Origin of the sequence: Pseudomonas lactis (assembly GCF_001439845.1) — a bacterium.
GTDB lineage: Bacteria > Pseudomonadota > Gammaproteobacteria > Pseudomonadales > Pseudomonadaceae > Aquipseudomonas > Aquipseudomonas lactis.
Window position 1 is genome coordinate 475,304 of the sequence record NZ_JYLO01000003.1, and the last position, 21,115, is coordinate 496,418.

17 protein-coding genes are annotated in these 21,115 nt (G+C 58.6%); 15 read left to right on the plus strand and 2 right to left on the minus strand.

The genetic code is table 11. From position 1 onward, the window contains the following. Positions 1-9 precede the first annotated feature (9 nt). From TX24_RS07095 to TX24_RS07120, 6 genes are all read left to right on the plus strand, one after another. A complete protein-coding gene (locus tag TX24_RS07095) occupies positions 10-1,341 on the plus strand; it encodes an LLM class flavin-dependent oxidoreductase (protein ID WP_057709985.1) in 1,332 nt (443 codons plus the stop codon). Between the two features lie 101 nt (positions 1,342-1,442). Further along, positions 1,443-2,282: a helix-turn-helix transcriptional regulator gene (locus TX24_RS07100; protein WP_057709986.1), complete on the plus strand. Its 840-nt coding sequence runs from the start codon at positions 1,443-1,445 to the stop codon at positions 2,280-2,282. A 36-nt stretch (positions 2,283-2,318) separates the two neighbouring features. After that, positions 2,319-3,701 carry an aspartate aminotransferase family protein gene (locus TX24_RS07105; RefSeq protein WP_057709987.1) on the plus strand — a complete coding sequence of 461 codons (1,383 nt, stop codon included), beginning with the start codon at positions 2,319-2,321 and terminating at the stop codon, positions 3,699-3,701. Between the two features lie 146 nt (positions 3,702-3,847). Then, positions 3,848-5,227, plus strand: a complete 1,380-nt coding sequence (locus TX24_RS07110; protein WP_057709988.1) for an APC family permease — start codon at positions 3,848-3,850, stop codon at positions 5,225-5,227. Between the two features lie 153 nt (positions 5,228-5,380). Further along, positions 5,381-6,871, plus strand: coding sequence for an aldehyde dehydrogenase (locus tag TX24_RS07115; protein ID WP_057709989.1), 1,491 nt, complete (start codon positions 5,381-5,383; stop codon positions 6,869-6,871). Positions 6,872-7,002: 131 nt separating this feature from the next. After that, positions 7,003-7,935, plus strand: coding sequence for a cupin domain-containing protein (locus tag TX24_RS07120; protein ID WP_003191199.1), 933 nt, complete (start codon positions 7,003-7,005; stop codon positions 7,933-7,935). A 1-nt stretch (position 7,936) separates the two neighbouring features. Here the strand turns inward: TX24_RS07120 and TX24_RS07125 are convergent, their stop codons facing one another. Then, the gene (locus tag TX24_RS07125) at positions 7,937-8,842 is read right to left on the minus strand and encodes a LysR family transcriptional regulator (RefSeq protein ID WP_034135629.1); all 906 of its coding nucleotides are present in this window, start codon (positions 8,840-8,842) and stop codon (positions 7,937-7,939) included. A gap of 105 nt (positions 8,843-8,947) precedes the next feature. Continuing rightward, the gene (locus TX24_RS07130; RefSeq protein ID WP_057709990.1) at positions 8,948-9,175 is read right to left on the minus strand and encodes a hypothetical protein; all 228 of its coding nucleotides are present in this window, start codon (positions 9,173-9,175) and stop codon (positions 8,948-8,950) included. A gap of 217 nt (positions 9,176-9,392) precedes the next feature. Between TX24_RS07130 and TX24_RS07135 the strand changes: the two genes are divergently transcribed. The 9 genes from TX24_RS07135 to TX24_RS07175 all read left to right on the plus strand — a co-directional run bounded on the left by TX24_RS07135 (position 9,393) and on the right by TX24_RS07175 (position 21,019). Next, positions 9,393-11,120 carry a hydrogenase maturation protein gene (locus TX24_RS07135; RefSeq protein ID WP_057709991.1) on the plus strand — a complete coding sequence of 576 codons (1,728 nt, stop codon included), beginning with the start codon at positions 9,393-9,395 and terminating at the stop codon, positions 11,118-11,120. Positions 11,121-11,263: 143 nt separating this feature from the next. Continuing rightward, positions 11,264-11,890 (plus strand): dTMP kinase, encoded by a 627-nt coding sequence (locus TX24_RS07140; RefSeq protein ID WP_034135632.1) that lies wholly within the window; start codon positions 11,264-11,266, stop codon positions 11,888-11,890. Positions 11,891-11,900: 10 nt separating this feature from the next. After that, positions 11,901-12,680: a hypothetical protein gene (locus TX24_RS07145; protein WP_137203734.1), complete on the plus strand. Its 780-nt coding sequence runs from the start codon at positions 11,901-11,903 to the stop codon at positions 12,678-12,680. A 6-nt stretch (positions 12,681-12,686) separates the two neighbouring features. Continuing rightward, positions 12,687-13,280, plus strand: a complete 594-nt coding sequence (locus TX24_RS07150) for a hypothetical protein (protein ID WP_057709992.1) — start codon at positions 12,687-12,689, stop codon at positions 13,278-13,280. Positions 13,281-13,392: 112 nt separating this feature from the next. After that, positions 13,393-13,641 carry a CsbD family protein gene (locus TX24_RS07155; protein ID WP_014718439.1) on the plus strand — a complete coding sequence of 83 codons (249 nt, stop codon included), beginning with the start codon at positions 13,393-13,395 and terminating at the stop codon, positions 13,639-13,641. A 741-nt stretch (positions 13,642-14,382) separates the two neighbouring features. Continuing rightward, positions 14,383-16,623 carry a hypothetical protein gene (locus tag TX24_RS07160; protein ID WP_057709993.1) on the plus strand — a complete coding sequence of 747 codons (2,241 nt, stop codon included), beginning with the start codon at positions 14,383-14,385 and terminating at the stop codon, positions 16,621-16,623. A gap of 1 nt (position 16,624) precedes the next feature. Then, entirely contained in the window at positions 16,625-18,577 is a 1,953-nt protein-coding gene (locus TX24_RS07165) for a hypothetical protein (RefSeq protein ID WP_057709994.1), read from the plus strand. Between the two features lie 3 nt (positions 18,578-18,580). After that, positions 18,581-19,579 carry a hypothetical protein gene (locus tag TX24_RS07170; protein WP_057709995.1) on the plus strand — a complete coding sequence of 333 codons (999 nt, stop codon included), beginning with the start codon at positions 18,581-18,583 and terminating at the stop codon, positions 19,577-19,579. A 231-nt stretch (positions 19,580-19,810) separates the two neighbouring features. Then, the gene (locus tag TX24_RS07175; RefSeq protein ID WP_057709996.1) at positions 19,811-21,019 is read left to right on the plus strand and encodes a phospholipase D-like domain-containing protein; all 1,209 of its coding nucleotides are present in this window, start codon (positions 19,811-19,813) and stop codon (positions 21,017-21,019) included. Positions 21,020-21,115: the final 96 nt, after the last annotated feature.

The window sequence follows — 21,115 nt, forward strand, 5'->3', positions numbered from 1 at the left end:
ACCTGCGCAATGACTAAAAGACAGCTCAAACTGGGCGCCCTGACCATGGGCTGCGGTGGGCCGGGCCGCCATAACCTGTGGCTTGACCCGCAATTGCCGGCCGATGCCAGCGTCAACGTCGATTGGTACATCCAGATAGCGCGCCAGGCTGAGGCCGCACTGTTCGACCTGATGTTTATCGTCGACAGCCAGTTCATCACCGAAGGTTCGCCTTCCCATTACCTCAATCGCCTGGAGCCGTTGACGTTGCTGTCGGCACTGGCCGTGAGCACCCGGCATATCGGCCTGGTCGGTACGCTGACCACCTCGTATAACTCGCCGTATAACGTCGCCCGGCGCCTGGCCTCCCTGGACCTGATCAGCAAAGGCCGCGCCGGCTGGAACGTGGTGACCAGTGGCGATGCCGGTACCGCCGGCAATTACAGCCGCGACGAACACTACGACTACGCCACCCGCTACGGTCGCGCCGCCGAACACGTTCAGGTGGTACAGGGGTTGTGGAACTCCTACGAAGACGATGCGTTTGTGCGCAACCGTGCCACTGGGCAGTTTCTCGACCCGAGCAAGCTGCACAGCCTGAATCATCAGGGCGAACACTTCTCGGTGGTGGGCCCGCTGAATATCCAGCGCTCGCCCCAAGGCCAGCCGGTGATTTTCCAGGCCGGAGACTCTGAGCAAGGCCGCGACCTGGGCGCCGCCACCGCCGATGTGATCTTCACCCACGCGGCCAGTATCGAGCAGGGCCAGGCGTTTTACCGGGATATCAAGGGCAGGGCGGCACAACGGGGGCGCGATCCGGAACAGGTGCTGATCATGCCCGGTGCGGAAATTTATGTGGGCGACACCGATGCCCATGCCCGGGAAATCGAGCAGCACTATCATCAGCTCGACCACAGTTTTGCGCAGGCACTCAAGGAGTTCGGGCGCAATTTTGGCTGGCATGATTTCAGCCAGTACGACCTGGATGCGCCATTCCCACAAGAGAGCCTGGAGGCGGCGCGCAGCAGTTTTTTCACTGCTGCCAAACGCATCGCCGACCAGGCCCGGGAAAAGGGCTTTACCCTGCGCCAGGCCGTCGAATTTGGCCGGCAATTGCGCCCAGGCGCGTTCGTGGGCAGCGCTGCCACGGTGGCGCAGAAACTAGCGGATTGGTTCGAGGCGCAGGCGGTGGATGGGTTCAATATCTACATCGGGCACCCTGGGCAATTTGATCGCTTTACTCAGGAGGTGATCCCTTTGCTGCAAGAGCGCGGTGTTTATCGCACGGCCTACGAGAGTTCGACCTTGCGCGAAAGCCTGGGCTTGGCGATTCCGAGGTTCCAGCGCACCCCCTCACCCTAAGGGGTGATTTCGATGACTTTGCGGGTGTGGGACTATCACTTCAGTTCCCGGCGCCAGTGACCTGGTGTCGCACCCAACCGTTATGACGGCGAGTCTTCGAAGTGGATAATGATCGACTGTCTTCAGCCCAGTGGTTCGAACAGATAGCCAGGGTGACCGAGAGCATCGGGCACGCGGGGTTTGCCGCCACGTTGTTCGATGCTCTGGGGTGTATCCGCCCCATTCAGGCCACGACCTTGTACCTGTACCCCCACGACGGCATGCCCAGCGCAGTGTTCGAACTGGACGGGCCATGGCTGCCCCAGGGCAATGTGCGCCAGTACCTCTCCGGGTTTTACTTGCTCGACCCGTTCTACGGCGCCTGCGTGGAGGGGGCGGCTTGCGGCTGCTACGACCTCGCCGACGTAGCCCCCGATCACTTCGAGCACAGCGAGTACTACCAGTCGTTTTACCGGCATTCGCACCTGGAGGATGAGCTCAACTACATCCTGCAGGCCAGCAACGGCTTGAGCCTGGCGGTGTCGCTGGCCTTTACGCAGAAGCTCGACGCGACCACCACCGAGCAATTCAAGCGCATAGCACCTTGGGTACTGGCGGTGCTGGGCAAGCACTTCGTCGGCCTGGAGACTCAGGGCGCGCGTTTCGAAAGCCTGTTGGAACAGCGTATTCACTCGGCACTCAACAACTTCGGCTCCTCGCTGCTCACCGAACGCGAATGCCGGATCACCCAGTTGATCCTGCGCGGCCACTCCACACGTTCGCTGGCCGAGCGCCTCGGGGTCTCCGAAGACACCATCAAGTCCCACCGCAAGCACATCTACAGCAAGCTCGACATCGGCACGCAATCGGAACTGTTTTCCCTGTTTATCGACTCGTTGGCCGAGGCTCAGGGCGGGCAGAGTAAAGACCCCCTTGAGCGCTACATGAGCAAAGGCCGTTGACCGGCTGCATGACCACCCACAACAAGAGAAAAAGCCATGAACCTACCCTTTGAACCGCAACGCCAGACCCGGGACTACCAGGCCTCGGACGCGGCCCACCATATTCATGCCTTTGTGGATCAAAAAGCGCTGAATGCCGAAGGCCCACGCGTGATGGTCCGGGGTGAGGGCCTGTACCTGTGGGACAGCGAGGGTAAGCGTTACCTGGACGGGATGTCGGGCCTGTGGTGTACGCAATTGGGTTATGGCCGCAAGGACCTGACCGCTGCGGCGGCTGCGCAGATGGATCAGTTGGCGTACTACAACATGTTCTTCCACACCACCCATCCGGCGGTGATCGAGCTGTCCGAGTTGCTGTTCAGCCTGTTGCCAGGGCACTACAGCCATGTGATCTACACCAACTCCGGTTCCGAAGCCAACGAGGTGCTGATCCGCACCGTGCGCCGCTACTGGCAAGTGCTCGGCAAGCCGCAGAAGAAGATCATGATCGGCCGCTGGAACGGCTATCACGGCTCCACACTGGCGGCGTCTGCCCTGGGCGGCATGAAATTCATGCATGAAATGGGCGGCTTGATCCCGGACGTCGCGCACATTGACGAGCCTTATTGGTACGCCCAGGGCGGTGAGTTGACCCCGGCCGAGTTCGGGCGGCGCTGCGCTCTGCAACTGGAAGAAAAGATCCTGGAGTTGGGCGCGCAAAACGTCGCCGGTTTTATCGCTGAACCTTTCCAGGGCGCCGGCGGCATGATTTTCCCCCCAGAAAGCTATTGGCCAGAGATCCAGCGCATCTGTCGCCAATACGATGTGCTGCTGTGCGCTGATGAAGTGATTGGCGGTTTCGGCCGTACAGGTGAGTGGTTTGCCCATCAGCATTTCGGCTTCGAACCCGACACGTTGTCGATCGCCAAGGGCCTGACCTCCGGTTACCTGCCCATGGGCGGTTTGGTATTGAGCAAGCGCATGGCCGAAGCCCTGGTGGAGCGGGGCGGGGTGTTTGCCCATGGACTGACGTATTCCGGGCACCCGGTTGCGGCGGCGGTGGCCCTGGCCAACCTCAAGGCCCTGCGTGACGAAGGGATCGTGCGCCAGGTAAAGGACGACACCGGGCCGTATTTGCACAAGCTCCTGCACGAAGTCTTTGGCAACCACCCGCTGATCGGCGAGATCCAGGGCACCGGCCTGCTGGCAGCCTTGCAGTTCGTCGAGGACAAGGGCACGCGCAAACGCTTTGCCAATGAAAACGACCTGGCCTGGCAATGTCGCACTTTTGGCTTTGAAGAAGGCGTGATTATTCGCTCGACCCTGGGCCGCATGATCATGGCGCCGGCCCTGGTGGCCAGCCACGCGGAGCTCGATGAGCTGGTCGACAAGACCCGCATCGCGGTGGACCGCACCGCACGGATCGCGGGAAAACTGTGAAGGGCTGAGCCCCCGCATGCCGCTTCGGTTGAACAGGGTGGGCGCCCCATAGCGGCCTGCCCACCGCTCCCAATGGATGACTCATCAAAGGTGTCGATTTGATCGAACGCCGCGGCGCCCTGCATTCCACTTTCCAGGAGTCAGCAATGAATACAATAACAAACGTAGCCGATACTCCCGTCCATCAAACCCCAACCCAACCAACCTCATCGCGCCGCTTTCGACAACCCCTGGGCCTTGTCGGGCTGGTACTGTTCGGCCTGGCGTATATGGTGCCGCTGGCGGTGTTCACCACCTACGGCCTGGTGACCCAGATGACCAAAGGGCACCTTGCCACCGCCTACCTGCTGACCCTGGCTGCCATGCTGCTGACGGCCTACAGCTATGGGTGCATGGTCAAGGCGCACCCGTATTCGGGCTCGGTCTACACCTATACGCGCAAGGCGTTTGGCGCCTCCTTCGGCTTTATCGCCGGCTGGACCTTGCTGCTGGACTACATCTTCCTGCCGCTGCTCAGCTATTTGCTGATCGGCATCTACTTGTCCGAATACTTTCCTACCGTGCCCACCGCCGTATGGGTATTGGGCTCCATTGCCCTGGTGACGGCGCTGAATCTGGTGGGTATCGAGTCGATTACCCGGGTCAATTGGGTGCTGATCGTGGCCCAACTGGTGTTCATCGTGGTGTTTGTGGCGTTGTCGATCCACAACCTCAGCGGGCAAGCCGAGCCGGTGTCGCTGCTCAAGCCGTTTCACCATGAAGGCTTCAGTGTGCCGCTGATCATGACCGGCGCGGCGGTGCTGTGCTTGTCGTTCCTGGGCTTCGATGCCGTGTCGACCATGGCTGAGGAGACACCTGACCCGCGCCGTACCATTCCGCAGGCGATCATGGCGGTGTCGCTGATCGGTGGGTTGCTGTTTCTGGTGGTGTCGTATTGCGCCCAGATGGTCTTCCCGGAATGGAATAGTTTTGCCGATCCCGACTCGGCTTCGGTCGATGTGATGCGCCGGGTCGGCGGCGAGCTGCTGGTGAGTGCGTTTACCGCCACCTATGTGGCGGGCTGTTTCGCCTCCGCGATGGTCTCCCAGGCCAGCGTGTCCCGCGTGCTATTCGCCATGGGCCGCGACGGCGCATTGCCCAGGGTATTCGGCAAGCTGGTCACGACAAAGCACGTGCCGGCCAACGCGATCATGCTGGTCAGCCTGTTTTCGCTGATTGCGCTGTTTATCAGCCTGGACACCGTGGCCAACATGATCAGCTTTGGCGCGCTGTTCGCGTTTTCGGCGGTGAACCTGGCCGTGATCAAGCATTACCTGGGCGACCAGAAGCTGCGCGGTACACGCAACTATCTGCTGTACGCCGCCCTGCCGGGCCTGGGGTTTCTCAGCACGCTATGGTTGTGGACGAGCCTGTCCGGCCTGTCGTTCACCATCGGCCTGTGCTGGATGGCCCTGGGGCTGCTGTGTTTGCTGTGCCTCACCCGAGGGTTCCGGGTACGCATGCCGGACCTGCAAATGGCCGAATAAACAGGCCCCACCTCGGTTCATCTGTAGGAGCGAGCTTGCTCGCGAAAAACGTCAACGATAACGCGTGCTTCCTGGATGAACGCGGCGCCTGTGAGTTTTTCGCGAGCAAGCTCGCTCCTACAAAAGCCTTACAGCCCAATTCAGGAGTACAGCATGTTCAACCTCGACTACTGGCAGCAACGCGCTGCCCGCCAAACCTTCATCAGCACCGCCCTGATCGACGGCCGGCCCGTAGATGCACTGTCCGGGGCGACCTTTGACGCCATCAACCCGGCGACCAACCAGCTCCTTGCACGTGTCGCCGCCTGCGGTGAGGTTGAAGTGGACTTGGCAGTACGCTCCGCACGCCGCGCCTTTGACAACGGCCCCTGGCGACGCATACCTCCAGGCGAACGCAAAAAAGTCCTGATCAAACTCGCCGACCTGTTGATGACCCACCGCGAAGAACTCGCACTGCTGGACTCCCTGAACATGGGCAAGCCGGTAATGGACGCCTATAACGTCGACGTGCCCGGCGCGGCCCATGTTTTTGCCTGGTACGGCGAAGCCCTGGACAAAATTTACGATCAGGTCGCGCCGACTGCTCACAACGCGTTGGCGACCATCACCCGCGAAGCATTGGGCGTGATTGCAGCGGTGGTGCCGTGGAATTTCCCGCTGGACATGGCCGCCTGGAAACTGGCCCCTGCTTTGGCGGCAGGCAACAGCGTGGTGCTCAAGCCCGCCGAACAATCGCCATTTTCCGCCCTGCGCCTGGCCCAACTGGCGTTGGAGGCGGGTATGCCCGAGGGCGTGCTGAACGTGGTGCCAGGCTTGGGCGAGGGCGCCGGCAAGGCCCTGGGGTTGCACCCGGACGTCGATTGCCTGGTGTTTACCGGCTCGACCCAAGTGGGCAAGTACTTCATGCAGTACTCCGCGCAGTCCAACCTCAAGCAGGTGTGGCTGGAGTGTGGCGGCAAGAGCCCGAACCTGGTGTTTGCAGACTGTCAGGACCTGGACCTGGCGGCGCAGAAGGCGGCCTTTGGGATTTTCTTCAACCAGGGCGAGGTGTGTTCGGCCAATTCGCGCCTCTATGTGCAACGCTGCATCCACGACGAATTCATCGAGCGTTTGATCGACAAATCCCGTGCCTGGATGCCCGGCAACCCACTCAACCCCGCCAGCGCCGCCGGTGCAATTGTCGACAGCGGGCAAACCGCACGCATCATGCAAGCCATCGGCCAGGCGCACGCAGACGGTGCCATGCTGTTGACCGGTGGCCAACAGTTGAACATTGAGGGTTGTTCAAACTTCATCCAGCCGACGATATTCGCCAACGTCACCGCTGAAATGCGCCTTTCCCATGAGGAGGTGTTTGGGCCTGTGCTGGCGGTGAGCGCCTTCGATACCGAAGAACAGGCCATACAGCAAGCCAACGACAGCCTCTACGGCCTGGCGGCATCGGTGTGGAGTGATGACCTGAACCGTGCGCATCGCGTGGCGCGTGCCCTGAATGCCGGTACCGTGTCGGTCAACACCATTGACGCCCTGGATGTGACCGTGCCGTTTGGCGGCGGCAAACAGTCGGGGTTCGGGCGCGATTTGTCGCTGCATTCGTTTGATAAGTACACCCAGTTGAAAACCACTTGGTTCCAATTGCGTTAACTGCCCCGTTTCGCATAACTGCTGTGCCGTTACAGGCATTCATCCGCCAGTGGGCAATGCCTATAGTCCACTTAGCCCGTGCAGCGCTTCAACCGTGCTGCGCGATCCAGCCCAAGACTGAGGTGAGCCTGATGAACCGTGAATTCGACCCCGCACTGACTGATATCAACCAAGTGGACGCCGAGTACTTCGAGTACAGCAAGGCGGCAAATCCCATCAGTGCCAACCTGATTTCCCGTATTCCCTACCACAGCTTTCCGGCCTCGCTGTATGACAGTGGCCCCTCCCGCGTGGTACCGCTGGACCTCAGCGACGCCTTGGGCTGCGAAGGCCCTGCGACAGGCCCCGGGCTATGCGCGAACTTCATGCGCCTTAACCGTGGCGACACGCTGACCCTGCAACCCAACGCCACTTCCCAGGTGTTCTACGTGATTGCCGGGGAGGGCAGCGTGGTTCAGGGGGAGTATGAGATTCAATGGTCCAAGGGCTGCTTTATCGCCCTGCCGGGATTACAGCAAGCGCACTTCAGTGCCCGCGAGGATGCACGTCTTTACTATGTTCACGATGAGCCGTTGCTGCGTTACCTGGGGGTGACACCCCGCGCCGATCGCTTTGCGCCAACCCTGTACCCAGCAGCACTGGCCAACGCGAAGTTGCGTGAAGCGGCCGATGATCCCAGGGCACAGGACCGCAGCCGCATCAGCATCCTGCTGGGCAACCGTCATTTCCCGCAGACGCGCACGGTGACCCACGTGCTGTGGGCCATGTACGGGATTCTGCCGGCGGGATCGGTGCAGAAACCCCATCGGCATCAGTCGATTGCACTGGACTTCATTATTGATTGCCCCACGGGCTGTTATTCATTGGTGGGCACCGAGCTGGGCGCGGATGGGCAAATTCGTAACCCGCAGCGGGTCGACTGGTCTCCCGGCCTGGCGTTTGTCACGCCACCGGGTTACTGGCATGCGCATTTTAATGAATCGGATAGCGAGGCGTTCCTGATCCCGATTCAGGATGCGGGGCTGCAAACCTACTTGCGTGCGCTGGATATCCGCTTCAGTTGAGTCACTTCCAGTCCGGTGTTTCGCCCAGTCGTTCAACGATAAAGTCGATAAAACACCGGACCTTGGACGACACAATGCGCTTGGGCGGGTAGACAAACCACACCGCAAACGCCCGCTCCACGCCCTGGATCTGCCATTCCGGTAGCCACACTACCAAGTCGCCGGCCTCGATACTTCGCGCCACCAGCCAGTCGGGCAACAGCGCAAAGCCCAAGCCTTGGCGCACGGCGATCAGTTGCGCATCCAGGTCATTGATTCGAATAACGCCGTCATGCAGCAGCGGGAGCGCGCGGCCGGCAGAGACAAAACTGATATCGCCGGTGGTAGCCGTGCCCAGCACCGCAGGCACACCGGCCAAGTCCGTGGGCGTGGACGGAGGAGGGTGCTGCATGCCAAACGCCGGGCTGACCACCAAGCGGTAGTGGCCGTCGCTGAGCTTGCGTGCCTTGAGCGTCGAATCGGCCAGCTCGCCAATGCGTATGGCTAAGTCGACGCCGGCATGAATCAAATTGACCTGGGTGTTATCCAGCACCAGTTCCACGCTGATTTGCGGGTAGCGCACCAGAAAGTCATTCAACGCCGGCAGGATGTGATGGCGAGCAAACGCCGGTGGCAGGTTGAGTTTCAACACGCCCCGGGGATGCTGGTTCAGCGCTGACGTGGCGGCCTTGGCGTGTTCCAGTTCGTCCAGCACCCTGCGTGCGTGTATCAGGAAGGTCTGGCCGCCTTCGGTCAGATGCAGCGTGCGTGTGGAGCGGTTGAACAGCGCGATGCCCAGGTCTTGCTCAAGGTCCTTCACATAGCGTGAAACCGTTGAGGCCTTGATCCCCAAGCGCTCGGCGGCACGCGAGAAATTGTTGCCTTCGGCGGCTTCGATGAAGGCGGTGAGCGCGGTGAAATAGTCCAAGGGCAGCCTCAGGGCAGGGCGGTGAGACGTGCAGGTTGTTGAGTTTTGCCGGGGGCTGTCAACTGCACGACCGTAGAACCACGATGCAGCCCCCGTTTTCATAAATCAGGGCTGCTGGTAATGCCCCGGAATGTCATGGCCTTCGTCGGCGGGCTTGTTGCGCTTTTGCACCTGGACGTCGCTCAATTTCGCGTCCTTGAGCTCTGCAAAGCGCTGCCTGAGCAGGGACTCGGCCCATTGAGGATCCAGCGTGTCGGCATCGTGCTCAAGCGTGCAGCTTTGTGGCTGGTTATCGAGGATGAAACTGATGAGGTAATGCGGTTTCTCGAACATGAACGTGGCTCCGTTACGGTTAACAAGGCGTACCCGAGCAGGGCATGTTCATTTGATGAGTGGGTTGCGCGGTGATTCAGAAAAAATAAGCCGCTTTCATCTATTGATCTCGATCAGGTGGTGAGGCTGGCTCGCTCTATAACCTTGGGCGCTTATCGATGGCCAGGGACGGCTCAACGAGCAGCTCTGGTCACACATTCTCAAGGAAGAGTCAGCCATGCGATCACTGAAGATCCTGTTGTTATCATCGGCATTCAACGGTTTAACCCAACGGGCCTGGCTGGATTTGCGCCAGGCGGGTCACGACCCCAGTGTTGTGGTATTCACCGATCAAGCCACGGTGTGCCAGCAAGTCGAGGCGTCCGGCGCCGACCTGGTGATCTGCCCCTTTTTGAAGGACCGTGTGCCGCACCAACTGTGGAGCCATCCCCTGCGCCCGGTGGTGATCATCCATCCGGGCATCGTTGGTGACCGTGGTGCCAGTGCGCTGGATTGGGCTATCACCCGGCAGGCCCGCCGTTGGGGCGTCACCGCCTTGCAAGCGGTGGAGGAAATGGACGCCGGGCCGATCTGGTCCACCTGTGAGTTCGACATGCCCGACCAGGTGCGCAAATCCGAGCTGTACAACGGCCTGGTGAGCGACGCCGCGATGGTTTGCATCCGTGACGTCGTGGCGAAATTCGCCAAAGGCTTCGTGCCGACACCGCTCGATTACACCCAACCCAGCGTCATCGGGCGCTTGCAGCCAAACATGAGCCAGGCTGACCGCACCTTCAGTTGGTTCGATTGCGCAGGCTTTATCAAGCGCAGCATCGACGCCGCCGATGGCCAGCCCGGCGTGTTGGCGAGCCTGTTGGGCGGTCAGTATTACGTCTATGACGCGCACTTGGACGCCCGGCAGGGCACCCCAGGAGAAATCCTTGCGGTACAGGACGACGCCGTGTTGGTAGCGGCTGGAGATCACAGCCTGTGGATCGGCTCGCTCAAGCCCAAAGGCCCAGAGACCTTCAAGCTGCCAGCACGGCATGTTCTGGCTGAGCAGTTGGCCGGCGTGCCGGTGCTGGACAGTTCAATCGCCTGTCAGGCGCTCAACGAGCGGGTCTATCAACCGATTCGCTACCAAGAGTTCGGCCACATCGGCGAACTGACGTTCGAGTTCTACAACGGCGCCATGAGCACCGAACAATGCCAGCGGCTGGTGGCTGCATTGCGCTGGGCCAAGGCGCGAGATACCCACGTGTTGCTGATCAAGGGCGGGCGCGGCAGCTTTTCCAATGGCGTTCACCTCAACGTCATCCAGGCCGCCGAGGTGCCGGGGCTGGAAGCCTGGGCCAACATTCAAGCCATCGACGATGTGTGCCTGGAGCTGCTCACCGCCAAGCAACTGGTGATCAGCGGCCTGACCGGCAGCGCAGGCGCGGGCGGCGTGATGCTGGCGCTGGCGGCCGACATTGTACTGGCCCGCGAAGGCGTAGTGCTCAACCCGCATTACAAGACCATGGGGCTCTACGGCTCCGAATACTGGACCTACAGCCTGCCACGAGCCGTGGGCAGTGAAATCGCGCACAAACTCACTGAAGAATGCCTGCCCATCAGTGCCATTCAGGCCCAGCAGTACGGCATGGTTCAGGCCATCGGACCACGTTGCCCACAAGCATTTGGCTTGTGGCTTTTGCAACAGGCCGACAGTGCGTTGGCCGATGATAAGTACCTTCATGCACGCACACGTAAAGCCACGCTGGATACTCGGCAAGTTGAACGCTGTCGCGAGCAGGAGCTGGCACAGATGCGACTCGACATGGTGGAAAACCGCCAGCAGTTTGCCGAGAAATGCCGCAACTTCGTGTTTAAACGCAAAGCCTGCCAGACCCCGCAGCGGTTGATTGCGCCATGGGCGTTGAGGTATGAGGCTGGTGTGCAGGAAAGCCGGATGCTGAACGACTGACCGTCGACGCGGGGAGGGCACGTCGGCCAGTCCAGCCTCGCATTGGGCAATAGGGTTGCCCATAATGGAGGCCAACTCGCCCAACCGCACAGACCCCGAGGCTCCATGGAACTGCACAACCTGAACGATGATGCAGCGCCCGTATGACTCGTGCGCTGTTTATTTCAATGGATGGCCCCAAAGGCACCGGTAAAACCACGCTGTTGGAGGCCGTTACGACAGCGTTGAGGGCCGACAACATAAAGGTCGTGCGACTGTGCGAGCGCAAGAGCGATCCCTGTCGAGCGCAAACGATGGCTCTGGTTAACACGTTCGCCCGAGATCCCAGCCGGGATCTGGAACTTGAGGTGTGTGAGCGCTTTGCCGACAGCCGCAGCTGGATTACTCAAAACGTACTGGCCGCGCAGCCACCTGACAGCATCATCCTGATGGATCGCTGGTACCCGTCTGATGCTGGGTTTCGTCGGTTGATACCCTTTGCAGACATTCTTGAGCTGAACATTAATCGACAGGTGCAAGTGCCGGACCTGCACGTGGGGGTTGTCACCGCGGCGCAAATATCCTGGGCGCGGGCGGCAGCACGACGGCGGGGGTTGAGCAGTACGGTGATGTCTAAGCTGGAGGAGCAAGTTGCGTGTACCGAGGCGTTTGAGCGAGCGGCTGTGGAGCAGGGGTGGGTCATGTGTCGCAATGAAGGTACGATTGAACAGGCAGTGAGGCGGGTGGTTTTGCAGATATATAAGGTCCTTCATCCCAAGCATCAGGAGTAACGGAGTGCCGTTGAACCAGCAAGATCAGGATGATGTTGGTCATCAGAACAAACGTCACCGAACGAAGAAACTCTATGAAAACGTCGTGATAGGAAACTTCCTGTACGGTCTCGGATTCGCCGTGCGGTCATGTCTAGACGCAAACACCTCGATCCCAAGCGTGGTCAACCTGCTACAGCAGACGCCTGCAGACAAAGAGCTGGCTGACGTACTGCTGAGTTTTCCAGGTGTCGTGCGCTTGATCGAATTCAAGATGAAGGGCGCCAGCCTGAAAAAAGAACGACTGCGACATCGTTTACTACTGGCCGCCCTGGCAGGTGAAAATCAGGTATTGGTCGAAACGTCCAGAAGCCTGCACTGGTATGTGGAGGTGGGCGCCAATGACACCGACACGCCTCTGGTTTCGCGAGCCGTGCCTTATCTGGACGCCTTCGACGACGAACACTTGGCGTTGTCCGCGGGAAGCCTTGAACGACTCGTGGAGCAAACCGCGCGCGAAGCTGTTCGCGGCCTCGACCCGATGATGCGCGAGCGTTCACAGATATACCTGCGATTTTTACGCAATATTCAAGCTGACGACCCGGTGGGCGCAGGTGGTGTGCTTCTGGTCATGGGCGCAGGTGGAGCAATGCATTTTGTTCAGCTGCGAGACGTCTGTGATTTGAGTATGCCGCACAGGCAATGGCTGGAGCTGGAAATGAGCGGTCCGCAGCTGGAGCGATCTGTGCCTGCATTGGAGCGAAGCATGAAGCGTCCCAAACACCGCGACGGCCCCGAATATGGAAGGTAATGACCCATGGACGAACACGTGAACGAGAATGACCGGAGCCTGCGGGCCATGGCCGTCGCTGCCAAGGGCATCATGAGCGCAGCGGAAAATGACAGAAAAGCCGCTGAGCAGGCTATTGCGCGTCTTGGCTATCTGGAAAAACGTGTTGAGCAGAGCCTGCAACAGATTCCGACGATACTGGGCGCTTCAGCGGCGCAGATCGCAGATTCAGTGGCTTCAAAGGCGGCCGAGCACTTGATTGGCAAGTTCAAACAGGCCGATGCCGCGGCGCTTGATGCGGCGCAAAAGTACCAGGCCGCCAGTGACAGCCTTAAGCGTCGATTCTGGCTCAGCATCTTCGCCATTCATCTAGGTGTGGTATTGCCTCTGGCGTTGCTGTTTTTCTTTGCGGTCCCCAGCACCGATGAGATTGCGCAAAGGCAACGAGAGTTAGCGGTGCTTGAGCAAAACATAGAAGCGTTGAAACGCCAGGGTGGTGACGCTGCCATTATTGACTGCGAGGGACGCCCGTGCGTGCGCACGCGAGAGGTCCCGGGCGAAGATCCCTATCACGATGCCGCTACAGGCAAGAAGACTTATCGGTTGATCTGGACCAAGTGAGCTTCATCAACTTTGAACTAATCACTAAGCCTGTCCACCTAACGCTTTGCACGTTGCCTCAAGCCCGGGGTTTTCCTGGGTTACCCAATCACACACGAAGGTTTGGTTAATCATGAAGAGCGAACAGGTAGAAGGCGTTGTAGAAAAGGTTGCTGGCAAAGCGCAGAGCGCAGTCGGGAAGCTTTTTGGCGATTCGAAGTTGGAAGCCGAAGGCGCTGGACGCCAAGCTGCGGGTCAACTGACGCAAACCTATGGCGACGCACTGGACAGCGTTTCTACATTCGTCAAAGAGAAGCCGGTTGCTGCACTGGCAATCGGGGCGGTTGCTCTGCTGGTGCTGAAGAGATTGCTTGGTCGCTGAACCTCAATAACATTCCCTCGTACTCCTTGGAGTTCCGCGCCGGGAGATACGAGGGAGGTGAGCCATGGCCCTTGAAATGGTGCGATGTGATCATCAGCGCGATCCCGGTAGGGTAGGGTCTAGAGCCCGATCGATCTCTTCAAGGCAGTCCCGGATTTTGCTCAGCGCCTGGTTGTAATGCGCATTCGTCGCCTTGTCACCCAGGTCAAAATGCACCTTTCATGTTTAATCTGGTAGTCGCTTGAAGCCACATATTGCCCAGCCAATCAGGCACCTCCCGCGTGCGGGAGGTGAAGTCGGATAGTGGGGGAACAACTCCTGTAATGCTTCCTGATAGCGGGCTACCTGACGGCTCTGGTCCGAGGCCCTGTTCAGGCGCGTCCATGTCGATTTTCTCTATGAATAAGGCTTTTCCAGTCCGTTTTGCCTGCGCTGACAATGTCAACGTGTCTTCGTGCGAATGACGGTGGTTGACTATTGGAGCAGCGCAAGCTGTAGAATCCTGCCTCGCCCAGAGGCAAATGGCCAGTATTGTGATAGTGCTCTCCCGATGCAGATTTATGGGTGCTAGATGAGAACGATGCGCTGGGAGAGACCTGCGTAATGTACAAGTTCATACCTTTATGATTTGGGGCTTCTGCCAGTCAAGCTTCTCGCGAGTCCGCCGATACCTTTGCGGCAGACGCATGTCCGTCGCAAGGGGCTGGCGTCTAATTTCAAAGATGAACCGAGGAAGAAACAATGGCGATGGAATCACCTGCGCTCCTGCTGACCGATCTGAACAAGGCACTGCGTCGTCTACGCGGCGCCTGCACCGACCTTGGTAACGAGGAAATCGACGAGAAACTGCTTGAGGTGATGCGCCGCCTGCTACTCGCCGAGGTACTGGGAAATACCTGGATCGTTGTGATGGGCGGCTCTCAGGGCGCGGGCAAGACGACGCTGATGGCGAGCATATATGACCTGCGCGGTGATGGGCCGAGGTGGCTGCAGAGCAATGAGGGCCGTGGCGAGAAAATGCCGGTACTCATCCTTGAGATAGAGGGCCTTGAGCGCGCGCAGGGATACGTTCGCAGGCTGGTTCCGGACGCGGCGTCGCAGAGCTACAGGCTGGATGACTTCGAGGTGGATGTTCCGGAGTTCCAACGCGCCATCTGCGACCCCAATGCCGAGGATCTGCTGCCGGTCCTGAAGGTGCCTCGCCGCTACTTCAAGCGCAATAACCAGGCGTGGTTGCTGCTTCCGGGGTACGAGAAGCAGGAGCGCGACAACCGCGCCTGGCAAGAGCTGATGCGCCAGGCGATGATCGCGGCAGGTGGCTGCATCATCGTGACCGACGAGACGCGCATGGCCAACCAGCAGCAACTCGAGATCGTCCGGGACATGCTCGAGAACGAGCTCAAGGGCTGTAAGCCGTACATCGTGATCTCCAAGACCGAGGCCCATCGCAACGATCCCAAGCGGCAGGCCGATTTGCGCTCAAGCGCCCAGGCGACGTTCCAAGTGGCGCCCGAGCTGGCCGAAAGAAATATCATTCTGAGCGGCACCGACGACGCCGAGTACATTGGACAGTGGATGCCCCATCTGCGTCGCGCCATAGACGACCTCAACTTCACCGGGGAATCGGATCGCCACTTCCAGATGAGTCATCTCTCTGAAATTGTGGGTAAGGATTTGACACGGGTGTTGAATGCGATCCGCAGCAAGGCGCGACTCTATTTCACGAGTGACAAGGCAAGTGGGATTGATGGTGCTGAAGTGCTGGAAGAGGTTTTGGGCAGGTTCGATGAGGCAGCAGCGGAGCTTCGCAGCCAGCATCATCAGCTTGTGAGCGAACTGGCGGGGGAGGCCTTTTCCAAAGCGTCCGATTCGATGAGTGCTCGGCTCATTGCCGATCACGAGGGCTTCGGCAACTGGTTGTCGAATGCCTTCGATACTACCAGCCAGACCAGAATGAAGATGCAGGATCTCGTCCAGGGATCTTGGCGCGAAGCGGCGCCGGCGTTTTTTCACAACTACTCGCAAGGCGTATCGTCGTTAACAGCGAGTAAGCTTGAGCGAGTGTCCGTAGAGAAATCGGGGGAGGGCTCTCCCGCGCGGTTGCCACAGGCGAAATCCCAGAACCTGATCCAGATGGGCTTTGTGCACGCATCGGGTCAACCCGTTCGTTTCGAGAAGCTAACCCCTGAAGCTCTCAGTGATATCAGCATCCTTCTGGGCAATGGCCGCCGGGAGGAAGGGCGCGCTAATCAGGATGTCAGCAAACAAGTGGGTACCAGTGCCGAGTTGATACCTGCGATGTCGCTGGAATACACCCGGCTTCTCTTCGCTGTGCCTGAGGTCGTTGGCGTCAAGCAGGACTTCGTACCTACCGACAGCATGTCTGGCGCCAATGCCGTTTCAACGAGTGTCGAAAACCTCAGAACAGGCGTCGAGCTTGGCAAGACTGCTATTCGTTCGCTTGCCACCGTGCTGGCGGTAGACGTGGTCAGCGATGGAGACTCCGACATACTGGGTGCGCTCTTCGGCAAGACGGCTGACGCGGATGCGGCTGATGCAGGCGATTCAAGCAATTCAGACAGCTCAGGATCGGAGACCAAGCTTCCGATGCCGCTCACGCTGCACCCCGCTGCAGTGGCGGCCACCGCAGTCGTCGCGGCTGCGTATCTGACAGGCGTGGCGGTAACGCGAATTCGCAGTATCGAGAAAGCAGCAAGCGCCCAAGCTAGGGTCATGCTCGGCACGGTTCATGACCACCATGTTGAAAATCTTCGCACGTCCTTCGATGAGACCATGGCCGTGGCGCGCGCGCGCGTCTGCACGAGGCTGCGTGCCCGCTACCGCATGGACGAACTGCTGATGCGCAAGGACCGGCTTGCCAAAGCCATCGCCGATGTCACCTCGATCACCAGTGACTTGCGCTACGAGTTGGACTCGTCGGCTTCTGGCTTGCAACTGTTCATCTCTGACCGTGGTGTCTGACATGGCTAAGCAAGCCGTCATGGACCATTGGCACGCTCTGCAGGCACATCAGTCGGACTGGGCGTTTCGCGCCTATGCGCGGTTGATCAAGACGTTGAGCAAGGACGTCCAGGAAAAGCTGCAGCTCAAGGAGGAAGTGGCCGAGCCCTATGTGGTCATATTCGGCAAGACCCAGGTCGGCAAAACCACGCTGCTGCTCGACCTTATGGGCATCGACCCGGCCCAGTTGGGGAGGATCTCGCAGATCATGCGTGGCGGGCGCGAGGCGGGCAAATCGGCGACGGCCACCGCCATGGAGTATTGCCGCTCGGCCAACGGCCGCTGGGGACTGACTCTGCGCTCGAAAACGCATTGGTTCGAGGCCGAAGCTGATGTTACCCGGGCGCTTGGCCAGCTCAGGGAAGACATGGAGGCCGGACAACTGGTTGCCGAGTCGCCCTGTGTGGTGCATATCCCATCATCTTTCTTTGCCAGCCAAGCCGCCGAGGGGCCGAGTATTCGCATTCTGGACCTGCCAGGCGACAACCCTGCCAACGCTGCAGAGCAGGCACATGTGAACCATATGGCGAAGACTTATCTGCCCTTCGCTGACCTGGTGTTGCTGGTTGGCCGGGGCGATGACCTGGGCTTCCTGCGGCCTGAGGCGCTGACGCTGCCTGGAATCGAAGACTGGCAGGCCATGCCGCATCGTTTTCGCATTGTCACAACCTATTCGTACTTCGCACAGTCGATCAAAGACACTGCTCGCGAGGATGCGAGGTTCGATGCATCGAAGTCTCGGCGCCGTCTCATCCAGCAGATCGAGCTTTTCGGTCGCCTGAGCGACCAGGCCCAGGATGAGCACCTGTACTTTCCGCTGGAGTTCGGCACCAGTTGGATGAGCATGCAAAAGAATGAGCCGGAACTGCATGCCCGGATCGCGCCGTTGATTGCCGGACTGCGCAGCGAGTTACTGGAGCAGATCTCGCAATCCACAAGTCCGGTTGGCCGTCTGCGTAGTACGCTCGATAGTCACTTGGGCGTCAGGTATATCCAGAAGAAGAAGACCGAAGCGGTTGAGCAGACCATTGAGCAACTGGAGAGCAAAAACACGACGCTTGTGAGCGAGATCGCCATCTGGACCGCAGCGATCAAGAAGGCGCAGGATAAGTTGAGTAGGGCACTGCAAGGCTTGCAGACCAATACATTGGGAGATGGCATTAAGTTGATCGAGCACGCAGCCTCGAGCCCAGTGTTCACTGTCTCCGGTAGCTATCCTCCCAGGGAGGGCGCGGTCAAGGATGATTGCGAGACGCTCAGGACGTTGGTTAATGACTATTACAGGCTGCTCAAGGGGATGCGCCTGGAGGTCAAGGGCAATCCTCGATTGACGTATTGGGAGGGTGTGCGCAGGCTGGTGAATGAGCCGGGCTTGCGGATGATCGAGGATATTATCGACGACGCGTTCAGCTCCATTCGCTACACACTCGCGGACTACACCTTCGATACCTATCTGTTCTCATCAAACTATCAGGAGGATTTGAGGAAGGTCCACAGCGCAGGCAGCGAAGCCCGGAACGAACTGGTCCGCCTGTGGAAAAAACGTTGGCTCGGGGCATTGACGGTGCTTGACCAAGAGTTCAAGCGCGACATTAAGGCGCTCGAAACCAGCCTCGAACTGCAGCGGCACGAGCAGATGCTTCTGATAAAACAGCGCGAGCGAGTCGAGCACGAGACCGCCCTCAAGCACGGCGAGTTGAAGCGCATTGCCCAAACCTCGCAACAAGACCTCGATCGGTGCGAACGCTTCGTTCACTTGCTCGACGAGGAATACCTTGCCGAACTCAGTCAGCGGATGAGCTTGGCGATGAACGAGCAAGATGATTGTGACGCGTTACTGCAACTGCTGGCCTGTACGCAATTGAGCAACCAGCGGGTAGAACTGATGAGACTAAGCCAAGATGGCCGGGCCTGAAAAATGAGTACAGCTACAGAGATTCACAACAAAGAAAAGACCCTTGCCGAGTTGATGGTTAAGATCCTGAAGGAGCCTCTCAACCCACTCGAAGCCTCGATCAAGGCACTGAATGGAGACCTTGCGGACACACGAGATTCTATCACCGAGATCAACGATACCTTGGGCGCCTCCGCGGACGATGCGGAAAAAGCCACGAAGTTGTTGCTGCAGGCGTTGCGTAAGATCCGCGAAGAGGACGTCCCTTCGTTGCTCACCAAGCTTCAGAAACACATCACCGACCAGAGCGCGAGTGACGCTCGTGCAGTCGAGGCCTTGCTCGAGCAATTCAAGGCCGTCCACACCTCTAGCGTGAGCTCGACTGAGGCAGTACTGCTCGAAGCGCTCTCTGGGGCGACCCGGCAGCAGGGGGAGCTGGCGCGGTCGATCGAAGCGCTACGTCCGCACATCGAAAACTCGGCCGCTGAAGTATCGCGCTACCTGTCGTCAGCGCATAGCTCAAGCGTCACTGATTTCAAGGCAGCGGTCGTTGACGTCGGCGTTCGCATCGCCGAGCAGCAGCAAGCTTCGCAGGAAACCTTCCTGGCAGGGCTGGAAGCACTCGGTCTTGAAGACCAAGCAGCCAAGATCGAGCAGGCCGAGGTGGTGGAAAAGGTCTTGAAAGAAATTGTGTTGAGCCGGGAATTCAGCAAGAGGATCAACTCGGCTTTGGCGGCGCAAGTCAGCACCCTGGGCACGGACTTGGCAGGTGTATTGACCCAACTGTCGACGCAGATCGAGGCCGTTGTGGCTGAAAACCAACGCATTGTGCAACAGCTCTCGACAGCGGTCACGCGCGATCAAACTGCACTCGTCGCGCTGCTGACCCAGCAGAATGTGGGCCTAGCTACGCAGCTCTCATCCAGCCAGCGTCATGTGAAAAGGCTGACAGTCCTCACCGGTGTGTTTTTCGGAACGATGCTGCTGTATGCGGGGTATGACATTTGGCGGAATTTGCTCTGATTTAGCAGGCAGCAATTTGAGAGAGTGGTCGTCAGAAGCGGGATTCGGCGATGGCTATCCGGATCGAAGAGTTAGATTAGGTGCGCTGGCCTTAGAGTGGGCAGAGTGGGCTGGCCGTTCGAGGCATGCCTAGGGGCTGTGTGCAAAGTCTCGAGACGAAGGTAAGGCAAGGCGAAAACAGCAAGGCTTTTCACACAGAGCCTAAGTCTACAATAAGGAATCTTTGACTTCATGGATCTTGTACTACTGCCTTATAACAGTGGCTCAGAACTCCAGCGCCTCTATCACCGAGCGTTGCAGGTATCAGAGGAACTCTACATCCTAAGTGCTTATCTTACTGAGTGGGACACCAGTGTTGAGCTGGGGGCTCAGTGTAAATCCTTCGCGTTCGTCGTGGGAAAAGACTTTGGCATTACTAGGAGGGCGGCCTGTGAGAAGGTTATAGGCTGGCTGCCTCGATCGCGACAGGCGCACTTTCTGGTTGCAGAATTGATTGATGGTTTCCACCCCAAAGCTATGTTCTGGCGCGAGCCTGATGGAAGTTGTCATGCGCTTGTAGGCTCGTCGAACCTCTCGAAAGCAGCATTTGCCACTAATCATGAAATTAATGGGCATTCTGAGATATCGAGCTCTGTGTTTGAAGCTGCTAAGACATGGGTCTTCGAAGCAAAAAAATCTTGCGTAATCCTTAATCAGAGTTGGCTGGATGGTTACGTGGAGGCCATTCAGACTAGAAAGCCTGGCTCGGCTCGAAATCCGTCTGCGCCGGCGCAGGGTCGCGTGTTCAACCTTCGCTTACCAACAAAGAAATCTATAACTGCTATGGGTTCAACTTTGGATTTTCGCAGAACGCAGATGCTTACGTTTAAAAATCTGAAGAAAGAGTTACGAGCGCACTTTGAGAGCGCAGCTGAAGTGCAGGCGCGTTACTGGACACCTAAGAAAAATGAAGCGTTCTATTACGAATTACGTAGGCTCTGGGACTTTGGCAACGGAAGCCGGTTCCAGCCCAATGGATGGGAGCGTCAAGGTAAAAGCAGTAACTTTCGCGAGCTATCTGTTTCGCTCATACACGTCATTAATACCGATTCGTGTAATCGGGATGATGTAGTTATGAGTGAGCTTGATCGCCTGACAGTGTTGAGGGTTGAAACGCGGAGGTCGGTCTTCACTGAAATGCTGTGCCAGTTTTTTCCTAATGCCTATTACCTTGATAATGAACCTATAAGGGCGTGGATGACGTTAACCGGATGTGAAAGCCCTTATGGTGCCTCAGCTGGATACAAATATCTCCAGACTGCGCTTCTTCTGCGCGCCGCTCTACTCGACGCACAGAGCGGTAGAGGAGGCTACCCGGTCGAAAATCTCGGCGTGCTCGATGCAGTTATCTGGAAGGAGACGAGGAGACGCAGGGCCATATCCAAGCCGTTGAGAGAGTAGACGTCAAATACGAATTGGTCGAATCAGTGGCTTACGTGGCTCATGAACATTTCTAACATGGCACATGGTTTAACATAATATACATTATGCGAACCG

Coding starts and splice junctions, on each gene's coding strand:
- TX24_RS07095 (WP_057709985.1), top strand. CDS start 10: ATGACTAAAAGACAGCTCAAACTGGGCGCCCTGACCATGGGCTGCGGT.
- TX24_RS07105 (WP_057709987.1), top strand. CDS start 2,319: ATGAACCTACCCTTTGAACCGCAACGCCAGACCCGGGACTACCAGGCC.
- TX24_RS07110 (WP_057709988.1), top strand. CDS start 3,848: ATGAATACAATAACAAACGTAGCCGATACTCCCGTCCATCAAACCCCA.
- TX24_RS07115 (WP_057709989.1), top strand. CDS start 5,381: ATGTTCAACCTCGACTACTGGCAGCAACGCGCTGCCCGCCAAACCTTC.
- TX24_RS07120 (WP_003191199.1), top strand. CDS start 7,003: ATGAACCGTGAATTCGACCCCGCACTGACTGATATCAACCAAGTGGAC.
- TX24_RS07130 (WP_057709990.1), bottom strand. CDS start 9,175: ATGTTCGAGAAACCGCATTACCTCATCAGTTTCATCCTCGATAACCAG.
- TX24_RS07135 (WP_057709991.1), top strand. CDS start 9,393: ATGCGATCACTGAAGATCCTGTTGTTATCATCGGCATTCAACGGTTTA.
- TX24_RS07140 (WP_034135632.1), top strand. CDS start 11,264: ATGACTCGTGCGCTGTTTATTTCAATGGATGGCCCCAAAGGCACCGGT.
- TX24_RS07150 (WP_057709992.1), top strand. CDS start 12,687: ATGGACGAACACGTGAACGAGAATGACCGGAGCCTGCGGGCCATGGCC.
- TX24_RS07155 (WP_014718439.1), top strand. CDS start 13,393: ATGAAGAGCGAACAGGTAGAAGGCGTTGTAGAAAAGGTTGCTGGCAAA.
- TX24_RS07160 (WP_057709993.1), top strand. CDS start 14,383: ATGGCGATGGAATCACCTGCGCTCCTGCTGACCGATCTGAACAAGGCA.
- TX24_RS07165 (WP_057709994.1), top strand. CDS start 16,625: ATGGCTAAGCAAGCCGTCATGGACCATTGGCACGCTCTGCAGGCACAT.
- TX24_RS07170 (WP_057709995.1), top strand. CDS start 18,581: ATGAGTACAGCTACAGAGATTCACAACAAAGAAAAGACCCTTGCCGAG.
- TX24_RS07175 (WP_057709996.1), top strand. CDS start 19,811: ATGGATCTTGTACTACTGCCTTATAACAGTGGCTCAGAACTCCAGCGC.